The 22,816-nt window shown below is 73.5% G+C and carries 24 protein-coding genes; 10 read left to right on the forward strand and 14 right to left on the reverse strand.

Going from position 1 to position 22,816, the window contains the following annotated elements; genetic code table 11:
- Positions 1–244: hypothetical protein (locus AB0D67_RS13105; protein WP_362933364.1), on the forward strand; the 244-nt coding region annotated here is incomplete at its 5' end.
- Between the two features lie 69 nt (positions 245–313).
- Positions 314–1,027, forward strand: coding sequence for a response regulator transcription factor (locus AB0D67_RS13110; RefSeq protein WP_362933367.1), 714 nt, complete (start codon positions 314–316; stop codon positions 1,025–1,027).
- Here AB0D67_RS13110 and AB0D67_RS13115 read toward each other — a convergent pair.
- Positions 943–1,383, reverse strand: coding sequence for a nuclear transport factor 2 family protein (locus tag AB0D67_RS13115; RefSeq protein ID WP_362933370.1), 441 nt, complete (start codon positions 1,381–1,383; stop codon positions 943–945). The two genes, AB0D67_RS13110 and AB0D67_RS13115, sit on opposite strands and share 85 nt — an antisense overlap.
- Positions 1,384–1,588: 205 nt before the next feature.
- Positions 1,589–2,257 carry a class I SAM-dependent methyltransferase gene (locus AB0D67_RS13120; protein WP_362933373.1) on the reverse strand — a complete coding sequence of 223 codons (669 nt, stop codon included), beginning with the start codon at positions 2,255–2,257 and terminating at the stop codon, positions 1,589–1,591.
- Between the two features lie 383 nt (positions 2,258–2,640).
- On the opposite strand from AB0D67_RS13120, the gene AB0D67_RS13125 reads away from it, so the two are divergent.
- Positions 2,641–3,789: a hypothetical protein gene (locus tag AB0D67_RS13125; protein WP_362933376.1), complete on the forward strand. Its 1,149-nt coding sequence runs from the start codon at positions 2,641–2,643 to the stop codon at positions 3,787–3,789.
- A 104-nt stretch (positions 3,790–3,893) separates the two neighbouring features.
- Here AB0D67_RS13125 and AB0D67_RS13130 read toward each other — a convergent pair whose 3' ends face one another.
- Complete coding sequence (locus AB0D67_RS13130) at positions 3,894–4,679, reverse strand: NAD(P)H-binding protein (protein ID WP_362933379.1); 786 nt, start codon at positions 4,677–4,679, stop codon at positions 3,894–3,896.
- 104 nt (positions 4,680–4,783) lie between these two features.
- Here AB0D67_RS13130 and sigJ point away from each other — a divergent pair, with 104 nt between their 5' ends.
- Positions 4,784–5,668 (forward strand): RNA polymerase sigma factor SigJ, encoded by an 885-nt coding sequence (sigJ, locus tag AB0D67_RS13135; RefSeq protein WP_362933382.1) that lies wholly within the window; start codon positions 4,784–4,786, stop codon positions 5,666–5,668.
- Between the two features lie 50 nt (positions 5,669–5,718).
- On the opposite strand, the gene AB0D67_RS13140 is transcribed toward sigJ, so the two are convergent.
- Positions 5,719–6,495: a class I SAM-dependent methyltransferase gene (locus tag AB0D67_RS13140; RefSeq protein WP_362933385.1), complete on the reverse strand. Its 777-nt coding sequence runs from the start codon at positions 6,493–6,495 to the stop codon at positions 5,719–5,721.
- A gap of 176 nt (positions 6,496–6,671) precedes the next feature.
- Between AB0D67_RS13140 and AB0D67_RS13145 the strand changes: the two genes are divergently transcribed.
- The gene (locus AB0D67_RS13145; RefSeq protein WP_362933388.1) at positions 6,672–7,181 is read left to right on the forward strand and encodes a hypothetical protein; all 510 of its coding nucleotides are present in this window, start codon (positions 6,672–6,674) and stop codon (positions 7,179–7,181) included.
- Positions 7,182–7,324: 143 nt separating this feature from the next.
- Here AB0D67_RS13145 and AB0D67_RS13150 read toward each other — a convergent pair whose 3' ends face one another.
- A complete protein-coding gene (locus tag AB0D67_RS13150) occupies positions 7,325–7,897 on the reverse strand; it encodes a hypothetical protein (protein WP_362933391.1) in 573 nt (190 codons plus the stop codon).
- A gap of 458 nt (positions 7,898–8,355) precedes the next feature.
- On the opposite strand from AB0D67_RS13150, the gene AB0D67_RS13155 reads away from it, so the two are divergent.
- The gene (locus tag AB0D67_RS13155; protein WP_362933394.1) at positions 8,356–9,573 is read left to right on the forward strand and encodes a histidine kinase; all 1,218 of its coding nucleotides are present in this window, start codon (positions 8,356–8,358) and stop codon (positions 9,571–9,573) included.
- Positions 9,570–10,304, forward strand: coding sequence for a response regulator transcription factor (locus AB0D67_RS13160; RefSeq protein WP_362933397.1), 735 nt, complete (start codon positions 9,570–9,572; stop codon positions 10,302–10,304). The genes AB0D67_RS13155 and AB0D67_RS13160 overlap by 4 nt, the downstream gene beginning before the upstream one ends.
- Before the next feature lie 173 nt (positions 10,305–10,477).
- On the opposite strand, the gene AB0D67_RS13165 is transcribed toward AB0D67_RS13160, so the two are convergent.
- The 6 genes from AB0D67_RS13165 to AB0D67_RS13190 all read right to left on the reverse strand — a co-directional run bounded on the left by AB0D67_RS13165 (position 10,478) and on the right by AB0D67_RS13190 (position 17,111).
- Positions 10,478–11,587: a C45 family peptidase gene (locus AB0D67_RS13165; RefSeq protein WP_362933400.1), complete on the reverse strand. Its 1,110-nt coding sequence runs from the start codon at positions 11,585–11,587 to the stop codon at positions 10,478–10,480.
- On the reverse strand, positions 11,584–12,462 hold the full coding sequence (locus AB0D67_RS13170; protein WP_362933403.1) for an ATP-binding cassette domain-containing protein: 879 nt from the start codon (positions 12,460–12,462) through the stop codon (positions 11,584–11,586). Before AB0D67_RS13170 ends, AB0D67_RS13165 begins: the two co-directional genes overlap by 4 nt.
- A complete protein-coding gene (locus AB0D67_RS13175; protein WP_362933406.1) occupies positions 12,459–13,460 on the reverse strand; it encodes an ABC transporter ATP-binding protein in 1,002 nt (333 codons plus the stop codon). Before AB0D67_RS13175 ends, AB0D67_RS13170 begins: the two co-directional genes overlap by 4 nt.
- Before the next feature lie 70 nt (positions 13,461–13,530).
- Positions 13,531–14,415, reverse strand: a complete 885-nt coding sequence (locus AB0D67_RS13180; protein WP_362933409.1) for an ABC transporter permease — start codon at positions 14,413–14,415, stop codon at positions 13,531–13,533.
- A gap of 46 nt (positions 14,416–14,461) precedes the next feature.
- The gene (locus AB0D67_RS13185) at positions 14,462–15,409 is read right to left on the reverse strand and encodes an ABC transporter permease (RefSeq protein WP_362933412.1); all 948 of its coding nucleotides are present in this window, start codon (positions 15,407–15,409) and stop codon (positions 14,462–14,464) included.
- 55 nt (positions 15,410–15,464) lie between these two features.
- Entirely contained in the window at positions 15,465–17,111 is a 1,647-nt protein-coding gene (locus tag AB0D67_RS13190; protein ID WP_362933415.1) for an ABC transporter substrate-binding protein, read from the reverse strand.
- 188 nt (positions 17,112–17,299) lie between these two features.
- Here AB0D67_RS13190 and AB0D67_RS13195 point away from each other — a divergent pair, with 188 nt between their 5' ends.
- Positions 17,300–18,334, forward strand: coding sequence for a LacI family DNA-binding transcriptional regulator (locus AB0D67_RS13195; RefSeq protein ID WP_362933418.1), 1,035 nt, complete (start codon positions 17,300–17,302; stop codon positions 18,332–18,334).
- A 195-nt stretch (positions 18,335–18,529) separates the two neighbouring features.
- Here the strand turns inward: AB0D67_RS13195 and AB0D67_RS13200 are convergent, their stop codons facing one another.
- Positions 18,530–20,116 (reverse strand): glycosyltransferase family 39 protein, encoded by a 1,587-nt coding sequence (locus tag AB0D67_RS13200; protein WP_362933421.1) that lies wholly within the window; start codon positions 20,114–20,116, stop codon positions 18,530–18,532.
- A gap of 139 nt (positions 20,117–20,255) precedes the next feature.
- Here AB0D67_RS13200 and AB0D67_RS13205 point away from each other — a divergent pair, with 139 nt between their 5' ends.
- Positions 20,256–20,588 (forward strand): cupin domain-containing protein, encoded by a 333-nt coding sequence (locus AB0D67_RS13205; RefSeq protein ID WP_362933848.1) that lies wholly within the window; start codon positions 20,256–20,258, stop codon positions 20,586–20,588.
- Positions 20,589–20,956: 368 nt separating this feature from the next.
- Here AB0D67_RS13205 and AB0D67_RS13210 read toward each other — a convergent pair whose 3' ends face one another.
- Both AB0D67_RS13210 and AB0D67_RS13215 read right to left on the reverse strand, forming a co-directional pair.
- Positions 20,957–21,382 (reverse strand): 50S ribosomal protein L11, encoded by a 426-nt coding sequence (locus tag AB0D67_RS13210; RefSeq protein WP_362933424.1) that lies wholly within the window; start codon positions 21,380–21,382, stop codon positions 20,957–20,959.
- Between the two features lie 114 nt (positions 21,383–21,496).
- On the reverse strand, positions 21,497–22,243 hold the full coding sequence (locus AB0D67_RS13215) for an MBL fold metallo-hydrolase (RefSeq protein ID WP_362933427.1): 747 nt from the start codon (positions 22,241–22,243) through the stop codon (positions 21,497–21,499).
- A gap of 81 nt (positions 22,244–22,324) precedes the next feature.
- Between AB0D67_RS13215 and AB0D67_RS13220 the strand changes: the two genes are divergently transcribed.
- Positions 22,325–22,537, forward strand: a complete 213-nt coding sequence (locus AB0D67_RS13220; RefSeq protein WP_362933430.1) for a hypothetical protein — start codon at positions 22,325–22,327, stop codon at positions 22,535–22,537.
- The last annotated feature ends 279 nt before the right edge of the window (positions 22,538–22,816 follow it).

The raw sequence follows: 22,816 nt of genomic DNA on the forward strand, positions 1-22,816 counted from the left end.
CCATCTACCCACAGTCACGCAGGCGAATCGGTTAACGATCTACAGATGTAGTACCTGGGACCCGGAGGAGCCGGACGGCCCTGCCGATCTGGACGATTATGGCCCATGGGAGCTTCTGAGGAACCGCTCCTTCGCTGAACGTCCTTACGCAGAGATCGCGGTGACGGTCAGCGACGCGGGCTACCTGGAGCACATGGCCGCCGGTATGCGCTGGGACACAACCATGACCGAGCATGTGTGCTGAGAACTCGTGACATGAGGCCTTGCCGACCCGATCGGGTGACGCGCGCCCTCCCTCCGGGTGGTGGGCGCGGTGGCCGACGGCGCGCAGGTCCAGGCCGCGGTCGGCGAGCACTCTCCCGACGTGGTGCTGATGGATATCCGGATGGCCGGCGTCGACGGCATCGACGCGACCCGCAGGTTGCGCGCCCGTCAGGACGCGCCGGAGGTCATCATCCTGACCACGTTCGACGTCGACGAGCACGTTTTCCGGGCGCTGCGCGCGGGAGCCGGTGGGTTCCTGCTGAAGGACACGCCGCCCGAGGGGATCGTCGAGGCGATCCGGCGTGTGGTCGCGGGCGAGCCCAGCCTGTCGCCGAGCGTCACCCGGCGGCTGATCGACCGTCTGCTGCCCGAGGAGGACGACCACCGGCGGGCCGACGCCCGGCGGGTGCTGGCGACGCTCAGCGACCGCGAGCGGGAGGTGGCGCTCGCGGTCGGGCAGGGCAAGACCAACGCCGTCATCGCCGGTGAGCTGCACATGAGCGTGGGCACGGTCAAGGGCTACATCTCCCGCATCCTCACCAAGTCGGGCCTGGACAACCGCGTCCAGCTGGCCCTGGTCGTCCACGACGCCTCATGGGATGACCCGCCGCTCATCGCGGCGGTCACGCGGACCGCTGCGATGAGCGGCGGGCCGGGGCGGTGGCCGGCGGCCGTCCGCTACGCGGGCGTGTCCGTACGGAGTGCCGCCGCCAGGGCGTCGACGCGACCGCGCGCCCGGGCGGATCGGATCGGGTCGATGTAGTCGCGTGACTCGATGATCTCACCGTTCCGGACGCGCACGACGAAGACGCAGGGGACCTTGGTCGCCGAGCCGTCGGCCTTCGGGAACTCGTAGGCGAACTCGGCGACGATCACCTCGGGGTCCGCGGTCTCGTGAACGACGACGTCGACGACCCGCCTCTCGGGGAGCGACACCCCGGCCGGGATGGTGAAGTGTTCCCGGAGCGCACTCCGGCTCGTCAACGGCTCGGACTCAGGCGTCGCCATCGGGTGCCGGACGTCGGTGACATCCGCATACAGGTCCGGCAGTTCATCGGAGCGGCCTTCGGCCACACCGTGGACGAGACGGAGGAAGACCTCGCGCGGACTGGGACTCATGAGGGCCTCCCGATCGTGGAACGGTGGGTTCGGTGTGCCGTCCCCAACATGGCAGAACCTGATCCTTTACCCAAACGAGAATTCGGTCTCATGGGCGCCTGGTGCCTGTACGCGGATGAAGGTCATCGTGCGGCTCTGCGCGGGTGAGGGGATGAGGGCCGGAACCCACGCGGCGGAGTCCTTTTCCGCCCTCCCGCCGGCCGGTTCATGCGGCGGGCTCCGGGTGAGCGATCACGACGTACCTCTCGTCGTCGATCGGCTTGCCCCACAGCGCCGGATCGGTGAGCTGCTCGACGTGGACGACCCGGGCCCGAGGCTCCAGCGTCTCGACCAGCCGTGAGGCGGGGACGCCGCCGAGCCAGGGCAGCGGCGGGGAGTCGGACGCGTAGGGGGCGTCGCCGCCCGAGGCGTTCCAGCGGCCCTCCACGAGGATGAGCCGCCCCTCAGGGGCGAGCAGGCCGAGCCAGCGGTCGAGGGCCTCCCTCGGGTCGGGGAGCGTCCAGACGAGGTGCCGGACGAGGATCGCGTCGAAAGTGTCGTAGGCGGCGACGGGCGGGTTGCCCGCGTCACCGACCATGAAGGGCACGTCGAAGCCCGCCGCGGACAGCTTGCGCCCGGCCTGCTCGATCATCCGGGGTGACAGGTCGACCCCGGTGGGACGGTGCCCCAGCTCGGCGAGGAGCAGGGTCAGCGAGCCGGTCCCGCAGCCGAGGTCGAGGATGTCGGCGGGGCCGTCGGGAAGCCACTCGGCGAGCCGCCGGGTCCACGCGTCACGCACCCGCCGATCCCGGAGACCGTGGTCGGCCTCGTCGTCGAAGGCGTCCGCCACGGTGTCCCAGAAGGCGGCGATGGGTGCGAGGTCTGTCGTCGGCATGGAGAGATACTCGCAGGCGACACCGACAGAACCGAGGGTTCCGACCCCGGCGGGCGGACGGAACGGCCTCGGGTGGACGTGCCTCCATCGGTGCCGGTTCCGGCCCTGGCGGGGGCCGGGGCGCCGGCGGCGGGAGCGGGCGGGCCGCCGGCGTGGCGGCGCATGATCCCGACCGTCCGATCCCTCGGAGGTATACGTCGTTAACCATATGGTGTACGTTGTATACATGGCGGAACCCGGCGTACGGATGTTCCGCTGGAGGCCGCCCTGGCATCGGCCTCGGCCACCCAGGGGCTGGTCCGGCTCTACCTCAGGGGGCGCATCGGACCGGACGAGCCCGCCTTCGCAAGACCTGTGCGAGCGGAACATACGGAGGATCCTCAATGGCCTCAGCGTCTAGGAAGGCCCTGGTGTTCAGGGGGGCCCTGGTCGTCGTGCTGGTCCTGGTGGCAGGCGCGGTCGCGTCCGGCGCCTGGTTCGGCAGCGAGGCCGGCGTGAAGGTCGTCCACTACGGCGAGAGCAACACCAGCGTTCTCGCCGTGGGGGACGGAACCGTGGGGGGCGGGACGGTCACGCTGACCGAGACGCATCAGACGACCAAACCCGGCACCTACTGGCTGGAGTGGACGGGCGCGCACACGATGCTGGGCGACATCGTGGCGCGATCACCCGGGAAGGTCACGCGCCGGGTGCTGCGCGGACCCGTGCCCTCCCTGGGTACGCCGGGATACTTCGGCAACGTCCCACCGGGCGATCCCGAAGTGGCCTGGGGCATCGGCTTCTCCGAGATCATGATCCCGACCGAGCTGGGCCCCGCCCCCGCCTGGTACGTGCCCGGCAGGGGGACCACCTGGTTCGTCGCCGTGCACGGGCAGAACGGGCGGCGCAAGGCCGAGCTGAAGGTCCTTCCCGTCGTGCACGACCTCGGACTACCCTTCCTGGACATCAGCTACCGCAACGACGAGGGCGCGCCGTCCTCCCCCGACGGGCTCCTCCACCTCGGTGACTCGGAGTGGCGCGACCTGGAGGCCGCGCTGCGCAGGGCGCGGCAGCTGGGGGCCAGGCGGTTCGTGCTGTACGGAACGTCGATGGGCGGACAGATCATCGGACAGTTCCTGGCCAGGTCGGGACTGGCCGGCCTGGTCAACAAGGTGATCATGGACGCGCCGATGATCGATGTGCGGATGACCGCCGAGCAGGGCGCGAAGAACTACCACCTGCCCACGTTCGTCGTCCCGCTGTCGAACCAGGTCACCCGGTGGAGGACCGGTGTGGAGGTGGACCGGCTCAGCCTCATCCGCCACCCGCCGAAGGTCAGGCCGCCGCTGCTGCTGATCCACACCACCCCTGACACCGATCACCCGATCGAGGAGGCCCGGGGCCTGGTGGCCACGGGCCGCCGGCTGAACTGGGACATCACCTTCGAGGAGTTCTCGCGGGGCGAGCACACCGAGGCGTGGAACGTCGACCGGGCCCGCTACGACCACGCGGTACGCGCCTACCTGACGTCGGAGCGGCCCGGCAGCGGATGAACGACCGGGCAGCGGCGGAGCGGCCCGGCAGCGGTTGAACGGCCCGGCAGCGGCGGAGCGGCCGGGCAGCGGATGAACGGTCCGGCGACCGGGCGCCGCCGGACCTATCCGACCCGCTCCGCAAGGAAGTCCTCCCAGGTGCGGCGGCCGACGGCCCGGTCGGGGGCGAGGTTGGCGCCCTCCCGGTAGGCGGCCGCGGCCTTCCCGGGGGTCCTGACCTCCATGATCAACCGGCGCTTGCCGCTGGCCCGCAGGTAGTCGCGGGCCAGCTCGGCCATGCCGTACACGCGGGGGCCGGCGATGTCGGGCACGAGACCGGAGGGCCGGCCCAGCGCCAGTTCCACCAGCCGGGCCGCCACCTCGCCCGCGTCGACCGGCTGGAACCGGGCACCGGCCCAGAGCGGCATCACCGGCAGCTTGGCCATCTGCCCCAGCGTCATCAGGATCCAGTCGTGGAACTGGGTGGCGCGCAGCGTGGTCCACGGCACGCCGGATCCGGCCACGACGCGCTCGGCCTCCCGCTTGGCGGCGAAGTAGCCGAACATGGCGCGGTCGACGCCGCTGACGACCGGGACCCGGTCGGCGCCGACGACCGAGATGTACACCAGGTGCCCGACGCCGGCCGAGGCCGCCGCCCGCGCCAGGTTCCGGGCCTTGACCTCGTCGCCCTTGGCGCTCCCGGCGCAGTGCACGATGATCCCGGCCCCCTTCACCGCCGCGTCGAGCCCCTCGCCGGTGCTCACGTCGCCGGTCACGTACTCGACGCCGTCAGCGGGCCCGCGGTCGCGGCGGGTCAGCACCCGCACGTCGCGGCCCGCGTCGCGCAGGAGCGGCACGACGAGGCGTCCGAGCGTGCCGGTGCCGCCGGTGACCAGGATGGGTGACGTCATGATCTCTCCACGTTCGTCCGGTCCGGAAGGTGATCTTCCGGGCGTTTCGGCCCGCTTCCGCGGGTTTACTGTGGTGACACGCCGCGAGGAAGGAATGTGACACGTTGGACGGGCGCGATCTGCTGGCCGAGCGTTTCGAGGAGCATCGGCCCAGGTTGCGCGGGGTCGCCTACCGGATGCTCGGCTCGGTGAGCGAGGCCGACGACGCGGTGCAGGAGGCGTGGATGCGCCTCGACCGCGACGGCGCCGACGGCGTGGAGAACTTCGGCGCGTGGCTGACCACGGTGGTGGCGCGGGTGTGCCTGAACGTGCTGCGCTCACGCGGGCAGCGGCGCGAGGACCCCTTCGAGACGCACATGCCCGACCCGATCGTCTGCCCGGAGTCCGGGACCGATCCCGAACGCGAGGCGGTGCTCGCCGACTCGGTCGGGCTGGCGCTGCTGGTCGTGCTGGAGACGCTGTCACCGGCCGAGCGGCTCGCGTTCGTGCTGCACGACATGTTCGCCGTGCCGTTCGAGGAGATCGCCCCGGTGATCGAGCGGTCTCCGGCCGCGGCGCGGCAGCTCGCGAGCCGGGCCCGCCGCCGGGTGCGCGGGCAGGCCCCGGCGCCCGACCCCGACCTCACCCGGCAACGCGACGTGGTCGACGCGTTCTTCGCGGCCGCCCGCGACGGCGACTTCGACGCGCTCGTCGCCGTGCTGGACCCGGAGGTCGTGCTGCGGTCCGACGGCGGCACGGCACGCACCCGCCACACCGTCACGTTCCGCGGCGCGCGGAACGTGGCCGGGCAGGCGGTCACCTTCGGGCGGTTCTCCCCGTTCGTACGGCCGGCACTGGTCAACGGGGCCGCCGGGGTGGTCGTCGCCGCGAACGGGCGGCCGCTGGCCGTGATGGCGTTCACCGTCACCGGCGGGCGCGTCGCCGCCATCGACGTGCTGTCCGACCCCGACCGCCTGAACCGGCTCGACCTTCCGCTCCTCGGCGGCTGATCCCCCGGGTCCCCGGCAGGGACCGTGGCGGCCGGGGACCGCGGGACGCGTCAGGGCCTGCGGGCGATGAGGACGTTGGTGATGTCCTCATCCTCCCAGTCCGCGCCGCCCGGGTTCGCCGCGGCCAGCGCCTCACGCAGCGCCTCGGTGAACGCGGGCAGCCGGTCGCCGAGGAGGGCGGGCGAGGAGTAGGAGAACGACAGCTGCAGGCCCACGACGTCCTCGGTGGAACGGCGGATCACGCGGGTGAAGCACCGGGACTCCACCCGGCGGAACGGCGACCCGCGCAGCACGTCGTCGTGGTGCCGCCCGGTCTGCTCGTACGACTCGCTGTTCGCCCGCCACTCCAGCCCGAAGTCCCGCCGTACGGCCCGCGCCACCGGTTCCCAGGAGGGCTCCTCCGGATCGTGGACGGGACCGACGACGACGACCGCGCCGTGCGGGGGCAGGAGCCGGTCGAGGTCGTCGAGCACCCGTTCGCGGTCCATCCAGTGGAAGGAGCGGCCCATGACGACATGGTCGATCCGGCCGAGCGGCAGCCCGCCGAGCATCGAGGAGTCGCCTCGCACCCAGCGGATCCCGGGGACGCCGTGCCGGGCGCCCTCGGCGAGCATCTCCTCGCTGGGATCGACGGCCACGACCTCGCCGGCCCTGGCCGCGAGGGGGATGGCCAGGGTGCCGGGTCCGCAGCCCAGATCCAGCACCCGTGACGCGGCGTCCAGGGGTAACGCGGCGGCGATGTGGTCGATGACCTCCGGCCCGTAGTCCGTACGGTGTCGCGCGTAGTAGGCGGCGGTACCGGCGAACAACTCAGCCTTGGAGATCATGCATTCAGGGTAGATGCGCAGGCCGCGTGGGTTGCTTGCCGATTGCCGTATCCGCGGGGGGAGCGGTGGCGGGGCCGGGCAAAGGCATCGCCAAGCGGTTCGTGTCGCGGCTCCGGAGACGGATGATCACCTGTGTCCTGGCGGGAGTGTCTACCACACTCTCCTGGAGGCCGGAGATGAAGAGAACACTCCCCATCGGCGTGCTCGCGCTCGGACTTCTCGCGACCGGCTGCGGCGCGGGCGAGGCCGGGGCGACCGGGCCGGACGCCGCGGTACGGGCCGGGGCGTCACCCACCTACGGCGGGCCGCCCGTCTCGCCGGCGACCCGGTCCCTGGTCGGCTTGGGCGACACGAGGCTCGGGAAGGTGCTGACGGATTCCGGGGGCCGCACCCTGTACCTCTTCGAGAAGGACCGGAGGGGCAGGTCGGCCTGCTACGGCGACTGCGCCACGGTGTGGCCGCCGTATCTCACCGGGGATCGGCCGCGGGCCGGAAGCGGAGCCAGGGCGTCGCTGCTCGGCGCCGTCCGGCGGACGGACGGCACGCGGCAGGTGACCTACGGAGGTCACCCGCTCTACCGCTACGTCAGGGACCAGAGGCCGGGTGACGTCACCGGTCACGATGTGGAGAGCTTCGGCGACGAATGGTACGCCGTCGGCGTGAACGGCAGGAAGGCGGAGGACTGAGGACGGCCCGAGGTTTCACGTGAAACCTCGGGCCGCGTCCTGCCGGCGGCCCCGCGCCGAGTCCCGGTGGCGGCTCCGCCCCGATTCCTGCCGACGGCTTCACGCCGAGTCCGGGCGGCGACCCTGCCCCGGTCCCCCGCGGATCACCCGGCGGGGGCTCCGCGCCGGTCCCGGGCGGTCCCTCCGGCGGGCGCGGTCACCCGGTTCCGGTACCAGCGCAGGAACCCTGTGAACGTCAGCGCCGAGGTCACCGCGCCGCCCGCGACCCGCACCCAGTGCCCGGCGACGAACTCGGCGGCGACGGTGCGGAGGTAGCCGGCGGGGTGGGTGCCGACCGGGTCCACGAACATGATCGTGTTGCGCGGCCAGAAGAAGACGGCGGAGAAGACGAACTCGGCGCACACGAACGCCACGGTGGCGCCGATGATCCACCAGCGCACCGCCGGCGTCCGCCAGGTGAGCAGCGACGTCACCACGGCGCCGAGGATGAAGACCATCCCGAGCGGGGGGAAGAAGTCGGACGGCCCGCCGGCGACGATGAACTCGCGGGCGAGGTCGAGAGAGGCGGGCGGGTCGCGGAAGATGTTCGGGTAGAGCATCACCGTCTCGCCGAGGATGCCTCCCCACGAGATCAGCGACGTCCATACGAGGACGAGCAGGATCACCGTCGTGACACGCGGGGGGACGCGTGACAGGAGGTCGAAGAGGCGGGTCATCGGGAGCTCCGTTCGTGGTGTTCGCCTGCGTCTCCGGCGCGGGAGGACGCCGGTTCCGGGTCCGTGGGCCGTCCGGCCCGTCCCGTCTGTCACGGCTGGTCAGGCGGGATGGCCCACGGAACAGAACCTAGGCGCCACGGGGCTCGCGGTCGTCCGGCTCGGAGCGTCATCGGGTGTCGTGCCCGGGCGGCTCGGAGCGTCATCGGGTGTCGCCTCCGGACGGATCGGAACGTCATCGGATGTCGTGTTCGAGCGGGCCGGGTGCGACAGCCGGTGTCGCACCCGGACGGCTCGGAGCGCCGCCCGGTGTCGCCTCCGGGCGGCTCGGAGCGCCGTCCGATGTCGCCTCCGGGCGGCTCCGATCGCCGTCCGATGTCGCCTCCCGGCGTATGCGGCCGGTGCCGGAATACGCCTCCGGACGGCGGCGGCACCCGGAGTGACCTCCATAAACTGCACGCATGGGGAGATCCCGGATACGCGCGGTCGCCGTCGACGCCGGTGTCGGGGCGGCCGTCGCCGCGGTGAACGCCGTCGCGATCAGCGCCGACGTCGGCGGCGAGACGGCACCGCCCGTGACCGCCTACCTCTTCGCGGTGGCGTTCGGCGCGCTGATGTTCGCGCGCCGGCGGTTCCCGGTGGCGGTCCTGCTGGTCACCGCCGCCGGGCTGGTGGCCTACTACGTCCTGCGGTTCCCCCCGGTCGGCCTGGCGCTGCCGCTGGCGGGCGCCCTGTACTCCGCTGCCGAGGACGGCCGGTGGAGGTGGGCGGCCGGGACGGCCGCGGCGGTGACCGCGCTGTCCACCTTCTTCCGGTTCCGCGAGGGAGACGACCCCGCCTACCTGTTCGGGCTGGAACTGGCCTCGACCGTGGCGCTGATGGTCGCGATGATCGCTCTCGGCGACGGCATCAGGGCGCGCCGGCTGCTGCGCGCCGAGATCCGCGACCGGGAGACGCGGGCCGCCGCGGAACGGGAGCGCGCGGCGGCGCTGCGGGCGGAGGAGGAACGGCTGCGGATCGCCCGCGAGCTGCACGACGTCCTCGCCCACACCGTCACGGTCATCTCGGTTCAGGCCGCGGTCGCGGCCGAGGCGCTGGAGGACGACCCGCCCGCGGCGGCCACAGCCCTGGGGGTGATCCGGGAGGCCGGCGGGGAGGCGATGAGGGAACTGCGCGCGACGCTCGGGCTGCTGCGCGGCGACTCCGGAGACGGCCGGGACGGCGGGACGGACGGGAACGGCGTCCTCGCGCCGGTCGGCGGGCTGGCCCAGCTCGACCGGCTGGTCCGTACGGCCGGCGACAGCGGCCTGCCCGTACGGCTGCGGATCGCGGGCGAGCCGGTGGACCTGCCGCGCGTCATCGACACGGCGGCCTACCGTGTCGTACAGGAGGCGCTGACCAACGTGCTGCGCCACGCGGGCGCAGCCTCCGCCGAGGTGCTGGTCCGCTACGGCGCCGAGCTGGAGATAACCGTCACCGACGACGGCCGGGGCGCCATCGGGCACGGGAGTAGGCCCGGGGAGGGCCGCGGGCTGCTCGGCATGGCGGAGCGGGTGGCGGTGCTCGGCGGCGCCCTGCGCACCGGGAACGGCCCGGACGGAGGGTTCCGGGTGGCCGTCACGCTTCCGCTCGCGCCACGGGGACGGATCGGCGCGGACGCCGCCGGGGCCGCCCGATGATCGCCGATCGGGCCGGCGGCGGGCAGGTCGGTGATGGGCGGGCCGGTGGTGGGCAGACCGGTGGCGGGCAGGTCATCCGGGTCGTGCTCGTCGACGACCAGTACCTCGTCCGCACCGGTCTGAGGGCACTGCTGGAGCGGGCGCCGGACATCACGGTCGTGGGGGAGGCGGACGACGGCGCGTCCGGCGTGGCGACGGCGCGGGCGTTACGGCCCGACCTCGTGCTGATGGACGTGCGCATGCCCGGTGTGGACGGGATCGAGGCGACCAGGCGGATCGTCGCGGACGACCGGCTGCGCCCGGTCCGGGTGGTCGTGCTCACCACCTTCGACACCGACGAGTACCTGTTCGCGGCGATCCGGGCGGGCGCGGTGGGGTTCCTGCTGAAGGACACCGGCCCCGAGGAACTGCGCGAGGCCGTGCGCACCGTCGCGTCCGGTGACGCGCTCCTGTCCCCGGCGGTGACGCAGCGGGTCCTGAACGCGGTGGCCGAGGCGTCGGGGCGGCTCGATCCGGGCCTGGTCGCGGGGCTGACCGAGCGGGAGCGCGAGGTGCTCGCCGAGATCGCGCTGGGCCGCTCCAACGCCGAGATCGCGGAGGCGCTCTTCATCAGTCCGGCCACGGCCCGTACCTACGTGAGCCGGCTGCTGACCAAACTGGACGCCCGCGACCGCGCCCAGCTCGTCGTCATCGCCTACCGCAGCGGCCTGGTCCGTCCGGGAAACCCCTGACCGCGCCCCGGGGGATTCCAGGCGACCGCGTTCCCGCTCGTCCCGCCCCCGCCCGCCTGCTCCCGCCGGATCGGTACGGCTCGTCCGGCGTGATCCGCGGTGCCGATCATCTCGGGACGGTGGCTCGTCCGGCGTGATCCGGCGTGCCGATCACCTCGGGACGGCCGGCCGGATCACCGCGCGGGGACGGCGAGCGTCTCCCACGTTCCGGGTCCCGCCGTGCAGGGGCCGCCGTCGTGCACCTGGAACAGACCGGCGGCCGGCTCCACCAGCACCGTGGCGAGGGTCGCCCACCGGGTGCCGAGCCGTCCGCCGGCCGGGGCGTGACAGCAGACCTCGGCCCCGTCGCCGGGGTGGACGGTGAGCAGCGCGGCGAGGTCCCCGGGGCCGCCGATCCCGTCGCGTCCGCGGACCCGCTCGCCCAGCACGCGCAGCCGGTCGTAGGTCTCCGGCTCCAGCCGTCCCCGGTGCTCCCCGGCGGCCAGCACCGGGTCCTGGAAGTGGTTGGTGCGGACCAGCCAGCCCCCGGCGTCCGGACGGACCACCGCGGCGCCCGCCGGGCTGACCTCGACCGACGCGACCCGGTCGGCGGTCACGACCGTCATCACGGTGGAGGCGGAGACGGGAACGCCGGTGATGACGTCGATCGCGTCGTCGAACGACGTCGCGGAGCCGAGCACCCTGCGGGCGACGAGGTGGACGGGCACGCCGCCCGCGCCGTCGCCGGTGTGGCCGAGGATGTTGAACAGCACGCCCACCCCGGCCTCGTTGAGCCCGATCTTCCCCAGGATGCCGTACTCGGTGATGCCGGTGAACGCCAGCGTGCCGCCGTCCGCCGGGTCGCCCGCCGCGCCGCGGACCGACTGCGGATGCCAGCCGCCGGCCAGCTCCTCGTGCCAGTCCCAGCTCTGCCCGCCCACGGTGCGGGAGGTCCCCACATGGACCAGCGTGGAGCACTCGCCCGCGCGGACCGCGGCGGCCTCGGACAGGATCTCGGTCCGGGCGTTGAGCGCGGCGACGACCCACAGCGGCACACCCGCGCCCTCGGCCACGCCCTCCATCTCCTCGGCGAGGTCCGGCGCCCACGCGCGGGTGGCCGCGACGCTCGCCAGCGCGAGCGCGGGGACGTCGAGCGACCTGCCGCCGGTCGCGGCGGTCGCGTCGAAGAGGTCGGCGTACGTCCGCCACGTCCGGGCCATCCCGGCGGCGGTCCGGCGTCCCCGCTCCCGGCCGCGGGCACGGGGGCCGGTCTCCTCCAGCAGCGGATGCGGGCGGTGGTTCACGCCTCGACCTCCGTGGCGTCACGCCCCTCCGTGGCGTCGCGTCCGTCCGCGGCGTCGAGGCCTGCGGCGCGGACCGGCCGCCATCCCGGCCGGGGAGCGCTGTCGCGCAGCAGCCTGGTGTAGGGGTGCCGCGGGTCGTCCAGCACCTGGGCCGTGCTCCCGCGTTCCACGATGCGGCCCTGTCGCATGACGACGACCTCCTCGCTCACCTGCCGTACGACGGACAGGTCATGGGTGATGAACAGATAGGTGAGCCGGCGGTCCCGCCGGAGCTCCGACAGGAGGTTCAGGACCTGGGCCTGCACCGACACGTCGAGCGCGGCGACCGCCTCGTCGAGCACGAGGACGCGGGGCTCGGCGGCCAGCGCCCGCGCGATCGCCACCCGCTGCCGCTGGCCGCCGCTCAGCTCGCCGGGCAGCGACCGGGCGTGCGCGGGGCGCAGGCCGACCTGCTCCAGCAGCTCCTCGACGCGGCGGCGCGCCTCGGCGCCGGTGACCCGGTGGTGGGCCGTCAGCACCTCGGCGATCGCCGATCCGGCGGTGCGGCGGCGGTTCAACGACCCGTTGGGGTCCTGGAACACCATCTGGACGTCCCGGGCGCGGGCCCGCCGTTCCGCCCGGCGCGGCCGCCGGGCCACCGGGCGTCCGGCGAGGACGACCTCTCCCTCGTCCGCCGCCTCCAGCCCGACGAGGATCCGGGCCAGGGTCGTCTTGCCCGACCCCGACTCGCCGACCACCGCCAGGCAGCTTCCGCCGGCCACGGTGAGGCTGACGTCGTCGAGGGCGTCGACCGTACGGCGTCCCGCGCCCCGGCCGGTGGCGAACCGCTTGCGCAACCCGCTGATCTCGATGACGTTCCCGTCCGAAGCGCTCACGCCGTCGCCTCCGTCCCCGTCGCGTGGGCCAGCTCGCCCGCCAGTTCCTCCTCGCGCGCGCACCGTACGGCGCGGTCACCGTCCCGGACGAGCGGGATCTCACCGCCGGTGCACCCGGGTTCCGACCAGGGGCAGCGGCCGGCGAACGCGCAGCCCTCGCCTGCCTCGTACGCGGCGACCGGCCGTCCCGGGATGACCGGGAGCACCGGGGCCCGCGCGGTGAGGCTGGGCCGCGAGTCGAGCAGCAGGCGCGTGTACGGGTGCCGCGGCGCCGCGTGGAGCCGTTCCGGGGTCGAGACCTCGACGATCTCCCCGGCGTACATCACGGCGATCCGGTCGCACACCGCCGAGGCCAGCTCCAGATCGTGGGTCACGAAGACCATCGACATGCCGTGCTCGCGCCGCTGCTCGTCGAGGATCGCCATGACCTCCGACTGCGTGGTCACGTCGAGCGCGGTCGTCGGCTCGTCGGCGAGCAGCAGCCGCGGCGAGCCCGCCACGGCGGCGGCGATGACGACCCGCTGGAGCATGCCCCCGGACAGCTGGTGGGGGTAGGAGTTCATGCAGCGGTCCACGTCGGTGATCCCGACCTGCGCGAGCAGGTCGCGGGCCAGGCGGGTGGCCGTCCGCTCGTCCTGCCCCCGCGCGTCGCACAGTCCCTCGACGAGGAACCGCGAGACCCGCAGCAGCGGGTTCAGCGCGGCCCGGGGGTCCTGGCTGATCATCGCCATGGACTCGGCGCGCACCCGGCGCAGGTCGGCCGGGCCGAGGCCGCGCACGTCCCGGCCGTCCAGCAGCACCCGGCCGGTGACGCGGGCGCCGCGCGGCTCGGTCCGCAGCACGGTCCGCAGCGTCATCGACTTGCCCGAGCCGGACTCGCCGACCAGGCCGAGCGCCTCACCGGGCGCCACCGACAGCGAGACGCCGCGCAGCAGCGTCCGGTCCCCGGAGGGGTGCGGTACGGCGAGACGGACGTCATCGAGTTCGAGAAGGCTCATGCCGCACCTCCCGGGGCGCCGGGTGCGGGAACGCGCGTGCCGCGCTCCGCCGTGCCGGGTTCGAGAACGCTCATGCCCTGCCTCCCGCGGCGCGGCCGCCGAGCCGTTCGCCGATGACGCTGAACGCGGCCACCGCGACGACGATGCACGTGCCCGCGAGCAGGCTCTGCTGCGGATGTCCCTGCAGCAGGGAGTCCTGCCCCTGGGAGACCATCAGCCCCCAGTCGGCGGTCGGCGCCTGGACGCCGAGGCCGAGGAACGACAGCGCGGCCAGGTCGATCATCGCGTAGCCGAAGTTGATGGCGGCGCCGGTGAGGATCTGCGGCGCGATGTTGGGCAGCAGGTGCCGCCCGCTCACCGTGACCCCGGACAGACCCTGCAACTCGGCCGCCTGGACGTAGGGGAGCCGCCGTTCCCGCAGCGCGACGCTGCGCAGCACCCGGGCGGTGTAGGGCACGTACGCCATGGCGAGCGCGACCGTGGCCTGCGCCATGCCGGTGCCGAACACCGCGACGACGATGATCGCCAGCAGCAGGTTGGGGAAGGCGAACAGCAGGTCCAGCACCCGGCCGACGAGGGCGTCCACGCGCCCGCCGAACCAGGTGGCGACGAGCGCCAGCAGGGTGCCGCCGACCCCGGCGATCACCACGACGGCGGCCGCGCCGAGCAGGCTGGTCCGCGCGCCGTACAGCAGCCGGGACAGCAGGTCGCGGCCCGACTGGTCGGTGCCGAGCAGGTGATCGGGACCGGGCGGGAGGTAACGCTGGACGATGCTGCCGATGTCGGGGTCGTACGGCGCGAGCACCGGCGCGAGCAGCGCGGCCAGCACGAGCAGCGCGGCGACCGCGACCGCGGCGACGCCGAGCGGGCCGAGCCGCCCGGCCGGACCGCCGAGCCGCCTGCCGACCGGGCCGCCGGGCCGCCGGGTGGGTGGGGCGAGGGTCGTGGTCCTCACGCGGCCTCACCTCCGTCGTACGGACCCGGTACGGGGGACACGGCGCTCACGCGCTCTCACCTCCGAGCTGGACGCGCGGGTCGATCACCGCGTAGAGGACGTCGATCACGAGGTTGACCACGCCGAACACCGCGACCAGGACCAGGGCGACGGCCTGGACGACGGCGAAGTCCTTCTGCTGCACGGCGTTGATGAGCAGCGCGCCGACGCCGTCGAGGGTGAAGGCGTGCTCGACGACCGTCGCGCCCGCGACGAGCGCGGCGATGTTCACCCCGACGATCGTCGTCACCGGCAGCATGGCGTTGCGGACGATGTGCCGGCGGGCCACCGTACGCCAGGGGACGCCGCGGGACAGCGCGACGGAGACGTGTTCGGTGTCGCGCTCCTCCACCACGGCGGTGCGGGTGATCCTGGCGACCACCGCCGCCGCGGGCAGCGCGAGCGCCACCGCGGGCAGCGTCAGGTGCAGCACCCGGTCGGAGAGGCCGGAGCCGGCCCCGAAGACCGGGAACCAGCCCAGCGTCACGGAGAAGACGCTCATCAGCAGCAGCGCCGCGAAGAAGGTGGGGACCGCGAAGCCCACGCTGGAGCCCAGCAGCACGGCCGTGTCGGCGAGGCCGCCGCGCAGGCCCGCCACCACCCCGGCCACGACGCCGAACACCACGATCAGCAGGGCGGCGTAGGCGGTGAGCCAGGCGGTCGTGGGGATGCGGGAGGCCAGCAGCGAGGCGACGTCCTGGCGGGTGGTGAGGGACTCGCCGAGGTCGCCGGTGAACACGCCGGTCAGCCAGTGCCAGTAGCGCAGCAGGAAGGGGTCGTCCAGGCCGTACTGGGCGCGGATGGAGGCGAGGACCTCGGGGCTGACCGTCCGGCCCTGGACGAGGAAGCTCTCGGGGGTGCCGGGCGCGAGGTACATCGCACCGTAGATGACGAAACTGGAGAACAGGAGGGTGACGGCCAGCGCACCGAGCCTCCGGATCACGAAGCGTTGCACGAGGACTCCGTTACGGGGGTCCGGGGCGCGCCGCCGCGCCCCGGGCCGGTCGTGGTCAGGCCGCCCCCAGGCTCGCCGCCCAGGGGTGGTAGAGGTAGACGAACGAGGCCGGGACCCCGGTCACCCGCTTGTTGAGGAACAGCTGCACGGCCGGGGCCGCGATCGGGATCCAGGGCGTCTGCTCCATGACCTTCGCCTGGATCTCCGTCGTGATCTTCGCGCGTTCGGTGTCGTCGGCGGTGGCCGCCGCCTTCCCGATGAGGTCCTGCACCTGCGGGTCCTCGTAGCCGTTGAAGTTCTGCGACCCGCCCTTGGCGGCGATCGTGCGCAGGAAGGCGAGCGGGTCGGGGATGTCCATGTAGTTCGTCGTCATGAACCCGTCGTATCCGGCGCGCGCCTTGGCGTCGGAGAAGAAGGCGCCGTACTGCGCGCTCGGCACGCCCTTGGGCTGGATGGTGAGGCCGAGCTCGCGGCCGGCGTTGGCCACCTCCGACAGGATGTCGGCGTAGAACTGGCGCTCGCTGGGGTAGGCGATCGTGATCGGCGCGCCGCCGGTCTTGCCCGCGACGAGCTTCTTCGCCTCCTCGACGTTCTTCTTCGTGTCCGGCAGGGCGTCGTAGGCGGGCCCGAACACCTCGTCGCCGTAGGACCAGCCGCCGCGCGGCACCAGCGAGCGCGACGCCTGGGCGGTCCCGGCGAACACGGTCTGGGCGATCGCCTCGCGGTCGGTGGCCATCGCCAGCGCGCGCCGTACCGCGGGGTCGCCGAGGAGGCCGTTGCCGGTGCTGATGACGGCGACCGTCTGCAGCGACCTCCCGAGGTAGAGCTTGCCGTTCTGCGACGCCGACAGCCGGTCCAGCGCGCCGACGGGCACGTCGTATGACCCGTCGATGGCGCCGGTGTCGAGCGCGTTCGCGATCGCACCCGGGTCGACGATGAACCGCAGGTCGAGCTGCTTCGTCCTGGCCTTGCGGGCCGCGTCCCAGTAGGCGTCGTTGCGCTCCAGTGTGATCTTGGAGCCCTTCTCCCAGGAGGCGGCCTTGAACGGGCCGGTGCACATGACCGATCCCTCGGGCGTGCCGTACTTGGAGCCCGCCTTCTCCCGCTGGGCCTTCTCGACGACCACGCCGACGGGCGTGGCCATGTAGGAGTTGAGCGTTGCGTCGGGCTTCTTCAGCCGGATCGTGACCTCGTGCTCGCCGGTCTTGCCGATCGAGTCGATGTTCCCGGTGATCTGGTCGGACGCCCAGTAGCTGCCCTCGTCGGGGTCGAGGTGGCGGCGGAGGCTGAACACCACGTCGTCGGCGGTCATGGGCTCGCCGTCCCAGAAGGTCACGCCCTCGCGCAGGGTGTAGACCCAGGTCTTCGGGTCGGGGGTGGCGACCTTCTCGGCGAGGTTGGGCTTCACCGAGTAGTCGGGGTCGAGCCGCATCAGGCCCTCGCAGAGGTTGGCCACGACCGTGTTCTCGGGGTAGTTGAACGCCTTGATCGGGTCGAGCGACGCGGGCTCGCCGAACGGCAGGTTCCACGTGGCCCTGTCCAGTTCGCCCTTCGCCGCGGGGGTGGTGACGATCAGGTCGCCGGTCTTCTGCGCGGCCGCCGGACCGGTGGGGGCGGCCGGGCCGCCGGATCCTCCGCCGCCGCACGCGGTCAGGCCCAGGCCGAGCGTGACGGCGAGGGCCGCCGTCGCACGTATACGCATCCTTGTCCTCCGAACACTTCAAAGGGGGTCGGTCCCGCGGCGGGACGGCGGGTGACCGTCCGCGCCTCGAGACGGTGGGTGGCCCCTGCGACGCGATCGGCGGCGGCACCACGCACAAAACGTTTTGGGAACTGGACCGTATCGGAGAAAAACCCCTAGTAAAAGGTTTTGTGTCCTACTCTTTACCTATGTCGAAGGAGGCGCTCCCCGCCGTGCGCGCGACGATCAGAGACGTCGCCCGCGAGGCCGGAGTCTCGGTCACCACGGTCTCCCACGCGCTGAACGGCAAGGGAACGGCCTCGGAGGAGACCCGCCGCAAGGTGCTCGCCGTCGCCGAGCGGCTGGCCTACCGCGCCCACCCCATGGCGCGGGGCCTGCGCCGCGGGCGCACCGGCGTGCTCGGCCTCGACATGCGCCCCCTCGACTCCATCGGCTCCTACATCCCCGAGGGCGTCGACTACTTCGTCCGGTTCGCCGGCGCGGCGGCGGTCACCGCGCTCGACCACGGCCTCGGGCTCATGCTGGTGCCCGACCTGACGCGCTCGGACGTCTCCCGGGCCGCCCTCGGCGTGGACGGCTACGTCATCGGCGACCCGACGCGCGACGACCCGGTCCTCACCCGGCTCCTCGACGCGTCCATGCCGGTCGTCACGGTGGGCCGCGACCCCGGGCGGCCGGACTTCACCGACTGGGTCGGCACCGACGACGCCGACGAGACCGAGCGCATGCTCGACCTGCTGCGCTCGCGCGGCGCCCGGCGCGTCACCTTCCTGGCCGGTACGGACGACAACGCCTGGAACGTCGACTCCGAGGACGCCTACCGGAAGTGGGCCGCCCGCCACGCCATGGCGGCGCGGGTGCTGCGCGTCCCCGAGGCGGCCGGCGAGGACGGCGGGCGCGACGCCGCCCGGCGGCTGCTCACCGGCACGGGGGAGCGGCCCGACGCCGTCCACTGCCAGACGGGCCGCCACGCGGCGGGCCTGCTCGCCGAGGCCCGGCTGCTCGGGGTGGCCGTGCCGGACGACCTGCTCGTGACGGCCGGGTCGGACGCGCAGCAGACCCGCATCGCCTCTCCCGCGATCACCGCGCTCGACCTCGCGCCGGAGGAGACCGGCCGGGCGGCCGTCGAACTGCTCATCGCCCGCCTGTCCGGCGAGCCGGCCGTCGGGCCGGTGGTCGTCCCCGCCCAGCTCCACGTCCGCGCCTCGACCGGCCCGGCCTGACCGCCGTCCCCACGCCGCCGGGACCGGCCGGACCGCCGCGCCGGCCGGCCGCTTCCGAGCCGGTCGCCGGTACCGGTCACCCGGAACGGTCACGCGGACCGGTCTCCAGGGACGGTCACGCGGACCGGTCGCCCGGGACGGTCACGCGGTGGACGGGCGGCCCTGCCACGGGCCCGGAGCGGTCGTGGACCGGGGTCAGCTGTAGTGGCGGAACCGCGGCCACAGCCGGTCCCACGGCGCCGCCGGGTCGTGGCAGACGAGGATCGGCAGGTGCTGCTCCTCGTTGGACAGTCCGACGCCGTTGTCGATCCGGCCGCGCCGCTCGCACGAGGCGAACGACCGCCCGTAACGGACCGGGGCGTCGGTCACGACCACCGCGACCCGCGCCGAGGCGGGCGGCGGGCCGTACCGGTACAGCTCGTTGTGGCCGCTGTAGACGGCGGGCAGGCCGTACTGCCGGGCATAGCGGGCCAGCACCCCGGCCTCGCCATAGTTCTCGGTGAGGAGCACGGCCCGCGCGCGGTCCGCCGGCGGCAGATCCCGGACCACGGCGGCGACCCGCGCGGCGAACTCCGGCCAGCCGACCGACTCACGCGCCACCTCGTTCATCGCGGCGACCGGGCTCCCCTCCAGCGACGCGGGCGGGACGACCGGCAGCGCGACGACGGCCGAAACGAGCGCGCCGGCGGCCAGGAACCCGCCGAGCAACGCGCGCCGCCCCGCCCGCCCCGACGGTCGCCCCGCCTGCCCCGCCGTCTGCCCCGCCGCCCGCTCCGACGGTCGCCGCGCCCGCCCCGCCGTCCGCTCCGACGGCCGCCGCGCCGGATGCTCCGCCGTACGCCCCGCGCCGGACATCCACCGCTCGGCGGGGCCGCAGCCCGCCGCGAAGAGCAGCACGAGCATGCCCACGACGTAGTCGGCGCGCCCTCCCGAGTACAGCATCAGCGCGCAAGCCACCGCGTAGGCCAGGACGAGGCACCGCAGGCGGGGCTCCCGCCACAGCCGTACGGCGCCGGCCACCTGGAGCACCGCCTGAACCGGTCCCAGCAGCAGGGCCTGCAGCGGCACGAACATGACCCGGTTCTCCGCGCCGTCGTCGGCTTCCAGCGCCGCGGCCATCTGTACCTGCGGCCAGCCGTGCGTCGCCTGGTAGACCAGGTTGGGCGCGGCGAGCGCCAGAGCCAGCAGCGCGCCGAACCAGATCCGGCGGTCCCGCAGCACGTCGCGCGGGCCGGCGGCCAGCACGCCCACGCCCACGGCGGCCAGGAGCAGCACGACGAGCTGCCGGTTGTAGGTCGCGACGCCCGCGACGGCCCCCACCGCGAGCCACCAGCGCCCGTCACCCCGCAGTGCCCGGACACAGAACAGGGCCGCCGCGACCCACAGCGGCAGGTCGATGCTCAGGGTGAGCAGGGTGTGCCCGGCGACCAGGACCATGGTCGCGGTGGCGACGCCCGCCGCGGCGAGGACCTGAGCGGTCCGTCCCCCGCCCAGCTCCCTGGACAGCAGGGCCGTCAGGACCACCACGAGGGCCGCGACCAGGGCCGGGAGGACGCGCAGCGAGGTCACGCCGTCCCCGAACAGCCCGATCGAGACGCGGGCGATCATCGGGGTCAGCGGCGGGGTGTCGAAGTACCCGAGTGCCGGGTGCTCGCCCAGCAGACGGAAGTACAGCTCGTCCCGGTGGTAGCCGTAGCGGGGGCTCACGGCCAGCAGCACGGCGGAGACGGCCAGGGCGGTCACGACGACGGGCACGCGGGCGAAGCGGGGGGTTTCCGGCACTTCGCCATCATCCGCCTCTGGAGCCGTCGTGACCACGGGGTGCGGCCGGCCCGGCGAAGGCGCCGGGAGGCCGGGCCGGTCACGGACGCGGCGAGCCGTGTCCCCGGCCGCGTCACCCCCCGGTGGCAGACTGATGACCATGCAGAAGCTCTCGCTGGACGCCCTGGCCCGGGAACACCTCGAACGCGCCGCGACCGCCGCCACCGGCCGCAGCGCCGCGACCGTGTACGGCGGGCACGAACACGTCCTGCGGCAGACCGTCCTCGCCCTGACCGAGGGCACCACCCTGGCAGAGCACGACAACCCCGGCGAGGCGACGCTGCTCGTGCTGCGCGGACGGCTGCGGCTGGACAGCGGCGAGACCTCCTGGGAGGGAAGCGCCGGCGACCTGATCATCGTCCCGCAGGCCCGGCACAGTGTGACGGCGCTGGAGGACGCGGCGGCCCTGCTGTCCGTCGCCAAACGTCCCTGATCCTTCCGCCGCCTCGCGGCCGGTTCCCGGCGCCGGTGAGCCGGAGCGTGGACCGGGACGGCCGTGGGATGGGCGGCCGGTCACGCCAGCTGCCGCGGCCGTCTCCCCGGACGGCGACCGCTCGGTGAGGACCACCAGCCGCCATCGTCCGCCCTCCCGCCGCAGCCTCGGCACCGCGCCGTAGCGCGCCAGAGTCTCGTTCAGCTCGCCGGCGGCGGCGTCCTCGTCGGGCAGCGCGGCCAGCACGGACGCCAGCCCGCCCCGGCCGAGGGCGCCGGCCTCCAGCAGCCGCTCGGCCCGCTCCAGCTCCGGGTCCAGTTCACGGAACGGCGGCAGCACGGGTGGCCGGGGCCTCCTGGGCACGGCCGCTATCCCGCTTCGACCGCCACGCCCATCGAGCGTGCCGTACCGGCGATGATGCGCATGGCGGCTTCGATGTCCGTGGTGTTCAGATCGGGAAGCTTCCGTACGGCTATGGCCCTGAGCTGCTCGACGGTCAGCGTGCCGGCCCGGTCGTGGCCGGGCCGGGCCGAGCCCTTCGTCCCCAGCGCCTGCCGGATCAGGAACGCCGTCGGCGGCGTCTTGTACCGCAGCCGGAACGACCGGTCCTCCAGCACGGTGATCACGACCGGTACGACCTCGCCCCGCCGTGTCGCGGTGTTCTCGTCGTACTCGCGTTTGACCGCGACGAGGTTCACCCCGGTCGGGCCGAGCGCCTTGCCCAGCTCGGCCACGGCCGCGTTGCCCGCGTCGAGATGGATCGTGGTCTCGAACAACGTGTTTCTCGGCGGCATGCTCCACCCCTCGGTCCTGATCGGTTCGTCGGGTGGACGCTACGAATTCCAGCCGCTGGAGACTCAAGCGGGAAATCCGGGGACCCGGGCGGGGAACGGCCGCGTCACGCCGGATCAGCGGCCGAGGTCGATGACCTGTCCGGATTCGGCGACGCCGGTCTCGCCGTCGAACCGCGCCTCCGCCGCCCGCCGGGCGGCCTCGCGGCCGGTTCCCGGCCACAGGTGGGTCAGCAGCAGGCGGCCCGCGCCGGCACGGGCCGCCTGCGCGCCGGCCTGCCGGGCGCTGGTGAGGTAGGGCGCGTCCCCGCCGGGCACCTCGTCGACGTAGGTGGCCTCCGCCACCAGCAGGTCGGCGCCGCGCGCCAGCTCGACCACCTCCGGGCTCGGCCCGGTGTCGCCGGTGTAGGCCAGGACGGCGCCGTCCGCCTCCAGCCGGATGCCCGCGTTGGGAACGTGGTGGGGCAGCAGGCGGGTGCCGGCTCTGAAGGGCCCGATCTCGAACGCGTCGCCGGGGACGACCTCGTGGAGGGCGTAGGAGGCGGCCAGCATCCCCGGCTTGTCCAGTGCGAGTACGGCGTCCAGCGCCCCGGGCGGCGCGAACACCGGCAGCGCGGGAACCGGCTCGTCCCCCAGGGCACGGGCGCGGAGCAGGGGGTTGAGGTCAACGCAGTGGTCGGGGTGCCCGTGACTGATCCACACCGCGTCCACCTCCTCGGCCGCCACGTGCTCCAGCAGACGGGGGAACGTGGCGTAGCCCAGGTCCATGACCAGACGGAACCCGTCGTGCTCGACGAGATATCCGCTGCACGCCGACCCCGTCTCCGGCCACGCCCCGCACGCTCCAAGGACGGTGATCCTCATTCCGCCGACCCTACAAGTCTCTTCGGAGCAGAGCTGACGGTAACCCTGCTTTCGACCGGAACAGGGTCGTACACTGCGGTTATGAGCGCGATGCGTGAGGAACTCCACCTACTGGTGGACGAGTTGCCGGAGAGCCGGGTGTTGCCGGTGCTCGCGCTCGTCAGAGAGAACGTGTCGTCGTCTCGTCGGCGGGAGAAGGCCGCGATGGCTCTGGAATCCATCCGTGATCGGATGCAAGGAGTGACCGGGGTGGATGAGGAGCTGGACCGGCTCCGGGACGAGTCGCGTGGCTGACGCCCACATCGTCGACACCGGCGTCTTCCTTCGCTGGTTCGTCGATCAGCCCGGATTCGAGCATGCCCGCGAGGTCCAGGAGGCGTTCTAGACGATCTCGTCGAATTGGAGACAGCGGACTTCGCCCGGATCGAGGTGGCCGGAGTGCTGCGAAGAAGGGGTTTCGTGGAGTCCCCCTTCTCACGACGGACGCCAAGCTCTGCCACGCGGTCGAAGGCATGGTGAAGACCGAACTGCTCCGAGGATTGGGAGGGGTCCGACCTCGTCTGGTCGCCGGAT

The organism is Streptosporangium sp. NPDC048047 (assembly GCF_040653115.1).
Classification (GTDB): domain Bacteria; phylum Actinomycetota; class Actinomycetes; order Streptosporangiales; family Streptosporangiaceae; genus Streptosporangium.